The sequence below is a fragment of the Chryseobacterium sp. VD8 genome, assembly GCF_037149975.1.
In the GTDB taxonomy this organism is placed as follows: domain Bacteria; phylum Bacteroidota; class Bacteroidia; order Flavobacteriales; family Weeksellaceae; genus Chryseobacterium; species Chryseobacterium indicum.
Genome location: NZ_JBBCQL010000354.1, coordinates 1 through 2,842, shown reverse-complemented (window position 1 = coordinate 2,842; position 2,842 = coordinate 1). Strand labels below are relative to the sequence as shown.

The following is a 2,842-nucleotide window of genomic DNA, read 5'->3' as shown; positions in this document are numbered from 1 at the left end:
GTGCTTAGATCCTTTCAGGATGACACATGTGCCTGAAAGTTGGGCATTTTCAAACGCAAAGTTTTTTTTATGATGGTGATTATTTTGAGGAAGCAAAGTTATGCAGATTTTATCTGTGATGAAGCGTGTGTTTTAGCATCTGTTTTTCTTTGGTTCTTTTTATAGAACAATTTTACATTGTCTTTGCTTTGGAATTTTAAATTTGATTTTTTCCAGAATTTATAATACTTTGTTTAGATTCTTTCAGAATGACAAATGTGGTGGAAAGTCGGGCATTTTCAAACGCAAAGTTTTTTTAATGATTGTGATTATTTTAAGGAAGCAAAGTTATGCAGATTTCATCTGTGATGAAGCGTGTGTTTTAGCATCCGTCTTGCTTTGCTTATTTTTTTTCAATTTCTAATACTTTGCTTAGATCCTTTCAGGATAACAAATACTAAGCAAAATAATCATGGCAAAATTACTCAATTGCTGAGTGAAACGCCCTTGCGAACAAAAAATATTCACAACAATTTTAAAAATATTTTTTGTGGTCTTTCCGTTAAAATAATTTACCAGAAAAAATGACTACAAGATCTGGAAACTTTCCTTAATACTGTTCATCACAAAAATACTTTTCGTCTGTCCGATTCCTTCAATTTCAGAGAGCTTGTTCACGAAAAATTCATGAAATTCATCCATATTCGGAGCGAGAATTTTCAGCATAAAATCGAAATCTCCGCTGATGTTGTAAAACTCAACCACTTCTTTCAGTTTTCCGACTTCCTCGATGAATTTCCCTGCTGTTTTTTTGTTGTGAACGTTCAGCGCGATCATGCAAATCACTATCATTCCTTTATTTACTTTTTTACGGTCAACAACGGTGGTATATTCTTTAATGATACCCAGTTTTTCCATTCGTTTAATTCTTTCGTGAGTAGGAGTGGGACTCAGATTAATTCTTGCCGCAATATCGCGGACGCTTAATTTCGCATCTTTCTGTAAAATTCTGAGAATGGAAAGGTCTTTTTCGTCGGGTGTATAATTTTCTGTTGCCATCTGTTCTGTTTTTGAAGAATTAATTTCAAATATAAGACTATTTGTTCTTTTTTAAATTGAATTAAATTAAATATGTTCTTAATTTTAGTTTGAATTTTTATATACGTTCTATTAATTTTAATTTTGCAGCATAATTGAACTATATGGAGAGAAAGAATTTGATTTTGATTTTAGCATCGGTAGGAACATTTGTAGAGGCTTTGGATATTGCGATTATCAATCTCACAATTCCTTCTATTCAACAGCAATTCGGGATTGGTGCAGAAACCGTACAATGGCTTCAGACTTTATATGTATTGTTTTTTGGCGGTTTTCTGATTATCGGGGGAAAACTTTCTGATCAGCTCGGAAGAAAGAAAATTTTTCTTTTGGGATTATTCCTTTTTATGCTGACTTCTCTGGGAGCGGGTTTGTCTGAAAACTTCGGAACTTTAGCTATTTTCAGAGCATTGCAGGGATTGGGAGCGGCTTTCATCATGCCTTCGGCAATGTCTATTGTGACGAATACATTTAAAGAAGATCAGGAGAGAAACCGTGCGATCGGGATTTTCAGTTCTTTTGCTGCGATTGGTTCCGGAAGCGGACTTTCTTTTGGGGGAATCATCAGTACGTATCTGAGCTGGCATTGGGTTTTCTTAATCAATGTTCCGATTCTTTTCATCACCTTGATTTTCGCGTATCAATATCTTCCGAAAGACGAGAAAGGCTTATCCCAAAAAACAGATCTTCTGTCGGGAATTCTTCTGGTTTTGGGGTTACTGAGCCTAACATACGGAACGCATGAACTGGTTCACATCAAAGAACAGACTTTATTGGTTGCAGCTTCGTTAATTTTGGCGGTCATTTTATTAACTTCTGTCGTTTTCCGTTTAAAATCTGTTGCTCAGCCTTTGATTGATTTAAAATTGTTGAAACATTCTTCTCTGGTAGTTTCCAATCTGGCTTTTGTGGCTTTAGGCGCTTTTTTCATCGGATTTTTGTTTTTAATTTCGCTGATGTTGCAGAAAGATATGAATCACAGTGCGGCTTCGGCGGGACTGATGCTGGTTCCTTTCAGTATTATGTCGGCTTTGGTAGCTAAATTTATCCTTCCTCATGTTGCCAAAAGAATAAATTCTTCACAGATGGGAATTTTGGGCTGGATCTTTATGTTGAGCGGAGCTTTGGCATTATTGGTTTCCATTTATTTCGGGCATCCTTTGTCAATGATTTTATTCGGTGCAGCATGCATTTCAGGAATAGGGATGACGTTTTGTTTTACCGCTTTGTCTGTTTTGGGAATTCAGGATGTAAATCCTTCCTCTTACGGAGTGGCTTCGAGTCTGAGTTCGACAAGCTATTTTTTAGGCGCAGGAATCGGGTTGTCTTTTATGACGTTGATGAGCCAGATTTTTCCTTCGGAACTGGCGGTTGGAAATTTAAGTCTGATTATTCTGATCGGCTATGCTGTTTTTGCATTAACAATGTTGTGTTTTTTCATCTTTAAAAATATAAAAATCGCAGAATCTGAAATCGCTGTTTCGTAAACTGACCTACTTTAAACTAAATTATATAAAGGAATATCTATACTTTTTGATTAACCGAAAAATCAGTTTAGACATTCTTATTGAGAGAGCCGCAAGAAATTGTCGGTTCTTTTTTTATTTTAGCACCATGAAAATACAAATCATCAGCGATCTGCATCAGGAATTTGGAATGTCGGAATTATCTTTTGATCATGCCGATGTCGTTGTTTTGGCGGGAGATGTTAATTTGGGAACGAAAGGAATTGAATGAATTAAAACAAAAATTCCCGATAAACCTG

General features: G+C 35.7%; 3 protein-coding genes. 2 read left to right on the top strand and 1 reads right to left on the bottom strand.

Translation table 11 applies throughout. The features are described from left to right. Positions 1 to 567 precede the first annotated feature (567 nt). The gene (locus tag WFK35_RS21975) at positions 568 to 1,038 is read right to left on the bottom strand and encodes an Lrp/AsnC family transcriptional regulator (protein WP_336734708.1); all 471 of its coding nucleotides are present in this window, start codon (positions 1,036 to 1,038) and stop codon (positions 568 to 570) included. Positions 1,039 to 1,181: 143 nt separating this feature from the next. Here WFK35_RS21975 and WFK35_RS21970 point away from each other — a divergent pair, with 143 nt between their 5' ends. Then, positions 1,182 to 2,564 carry an MFS transporter gene (locus WFK35_RS21970; RefSeq protein ID WP_336734706.1) on the top strand — a complete coding sequence of 461 codons (1,383 nt, stop codon included), beginning with the start codon at positions 1,182 to 1,184 and terminating at the stop codon, positions 2,562 to 2,564. A 127-nt stretch (positions 2,565 to 2,691) separates the two neighbouring features. Next, positions 2,692 to 2,814 (top strand): hypothetical protein, encoded by a 123-nt coding sequence (locus WFK35_RS21965; RefSeq protein ID WP_336734704.1) that lies wholly within the window; start codon positions 2,692 to 2,694, stop codon positions 2,812 to 2,814. Positions 2,815 to 2,842 lie beyond the last annotated feature (28 nt).

Excerpts from the sequence above, each read along its gene's own strand:
- WFK35_RS21965 (WP_336734704.1), top strand. The coding sequence starts at position 2,692 with ATGAAAATACAAATCATCAGCGATCTGCATCAGGAATTTGGAATGTCG.
- WFK35_RS21970 (WP_336734706.1), top strand. The coding sequence starts at position 1,182 with ATGGAGAGAAAGAATTTGATTTTGATTTTAGCATCGGTAGGAACATTT.
- WFK35_RS21975 (WP_336734708.1), bottom strand. The coding sequence starts at position 1,038 with ATGGCAACAGAAAATTATACACCCGACGAAAAAGACCTTTCCATTCTC.